1 protein-coding gene, 1 tRNA gene and 2 pseudogenes are annotated in these 2,261 nt (G+C 51.9%); 1 reads left to right on the forward strand and 3 read right to left on the reverse strand.

All coding sequences use genetic code 11. The features are described 5' to 3' along the window. The 3 genes and pseudogenes from IQ219_RS19090 to IQ219_RS19100 form a co-directional block, all read right to left on the reverse strand. Window positions 1-260: pseudogene (locus IQ219_RS19090) on the reverse strand (hypothetical protein); the annotation flags it as partial. A gap of 83 nt (window positions 261-343) precedes the next feature. Continuing rightward, window positions 344-1,768 (reverse strand): isochorismate synthase, encoded by a 1,425-nt coding sequence (locus IQ219_RS19095; protein ID WP_194073661.1) that lies wholly within the window; start codon window positions 1,766-1,768, stop codon window positions 344-346. 66 nt (window positions 1,769-1,834) lie between these two features. Further along, window positions 1,835-1,905, reverse strand: a tRNA-Gly gene (locus IQ219_RS19100). A gap of 65 nt (window positions 1,906-1,970) precedes the next feature. Here IQ219_RS19100 and IQ219_RS19105 point away from each other — a divergent pair. Beyond that, window positions 1,971-2,261: pseudogene (locus tag IQ219_RS19105) on the forward strand (lipoate--protein ligase family protein); the annotation flags it as partial.

The raw sequence follows: 2,261 nt of genomic DNA on the forward strand, positions 1-2,261 counted from the left end.
CCCCCGGCTGTCAGCCAGAGCCGCCATTGCTGGGCCGTATTTAACTTTGCTGCCTTGGTTAGGGTTTGATCGGCCATGGTGGGGAACATATCCGTCACCTGCCCAGCCAAATCTTCCTTACCCAGGGGTTTACCCCTTTCCTGGGCCAATTGGTTTAAACGTTTGAGGACAATGTCCTTTTGCACCTCAAAACCGAGGGATTCCGCTTCCCGATTGATTTCCTTGGTTAAAAATGACTTTGCTTTGGCATTGAGACGCATAACGGTTTCTCCCCCTTAGACCGAAACGCAACGGCGGACTATTCCCATTCTATTTTGGCTTGATGGTGTTGCGAGACCATCACTCAAATCAGCGATCGCCAGAGGGTTTGGAGTTTAAGCTCAATTTCTGCCACTTCCTTGAGGGGATCGGAACCAGCCACAATGCCAGCCCCGGCGTATAGTCTGGCTCGATTGCGAGAAAGGAGAGCGGAACGAATACCGACAATAAATTCGCTATTACCTTCGCTGTCTAGCCAACCCAGGGGAGCGGCATAGAGATTGCGGTCAAAGGTTTCATGGCGACGAATTAAATCTTCGGCGATCGCCACGGGGACACCGGCCACCGCTGGGGTGGGATGGAGTTGTTCTACCAGGGCCAGGGGATGGATGTGGGGAGGTAGGGGGGCTTGAATTTGGGTCCAGAGATGCTGGATATTGGCTAATTTGAGCAACTTCAAGGAAGAAGCTTGGGGGCTTAAGCCCAATGCCCGTAGGCGCTGGAGCAGATAATCCAACACCGCTTGGTGTTCCCGTAACTCCTTAGGATTGTGCAATAACTGTTGCCCCAATTGGCGATCGCCTTGGACATCCGCAGCCCTAGGGGCCGAGCCGGCCAGAGCATCGGTTACCAACTGTTGATTATGCAAACTCAGTAATCTTTCTGGGCTAGCCCCCACAAAACAGTCTCCCTGGCCATTGCCCCAGGAAAATAAATGGCAATCTCCATACTGTTGCCGCAGTCTTTGTAAACAATGGGCCGTATTGAACCGACAACCATAGTCCAAATCCAACGCCGTTGCCAACACCACCTTACTCAATCTCTGCTGGGCAATTTCTTCCAAGCTAGAGGCGATCGCCGTGGAAAGCTTAGCCACTTCTATTGCCGTCAGCCGGGGAGCCCTTGCCAGCATGGGGGCGGTATGGTTATCCCTAGCCGGTTGCACCCGACGGATAGCGCTGAGCATTGCACCGATAAAATCCACCAAATCGATAATATCGGTATTGCTATCCAGACTAACTTGCCAGCTTAATAGGCAATGCTGGGACGTTTTCACCACCTGGATTTGGGGTAAAAACAAAAAGGAATTAGCAAAGGGATTGCGGTTGGAGCTGCGGTCAAAAAAGCTAAAGCCACAAAAAATATAGGGGCGCTGACTCCGGCCTTGGGCATTGCCAATGGGCACTAAACGCTGGAAACATTCCTCCGCAAACTGTTGGGCCAGTCTAAAACGATACTTGCCGGAAATCCTCAGGGACTGGCAAATGCCAAAAGCCAGTATGGTTTCCCCCCGCTGGGGGTTTTCACCGTAAAAATGAACTTGATCTTGAACATTGAGGGCCCCAAACACCGCCAGGGGATCAACTTTACCTAAGTTTTCCGTAAAGCTCCATAGGCACCGTTGGCCAGGGGCAAGACCCCTCTGCTGTCCCAACAGATAACCGTGCAGAACTGAGGAATTATCGAGGGAGCATGGATGACGGTCGAGGAGGGGTGTCGCAACGGACATCAGGGACGATCAGAGATTATCAATCAAAATTATCGAGTTTCGGAGACCGCTGTACCCATTACCCAAAGCGGGTGAGGGGAATCGAACCCCTATCATTAGCTTGGAAGGCTAAGGTTTTACCACTAAACTACACCCGCGTGTTGTCCTAGCGTTCCTAAGATTAACATATTTTGCTTGGAGTTTTGTCAGGAGAACTTTCCCGTTGGCCACCTTTCCCTCCGCTCAGTCTTCCCTCTGGCGTTTATTGCCCTACATCCAAGCCCCCGGTAATTTGCAGATGGCATTGGATCAATGGTTATTGGAAGATTATTTTCCCCGCACCGGGCGATCAGTGTTGCGCTTTTACGGTTGGTCTAGGCCCACTATTTCCTTGGGTTATTCACAAAAGTCTCCCCCAGCCCATTGGCGGCAATTAACTTGGCAGGGTCAATCCCTGGGGTTGGTAAGCAGGCCTAGTGGGGGGCGGGCTGTGCTACATCAGGGGGGGCTAACC

Source organism: Synechocystis sp. LEGE 06083 (assembly GCF_015207725.1).
Classification (GTDB): Bacteria; Cyanobacteriota; Cyanobacteriia; order Cyanobacteriales; family Microcystaceae; genus Synechocystis; species Synechocystis salina.

Coding starts and splice junctions, on each gene's coding strand:
- IQ219_RS19095 (WP_194073661.1), bottom strand. CDS start 1,768: ATGTCCGTTGCGACACCCCTCCTCGACCGTCATCCATGCTCCCTCGAT.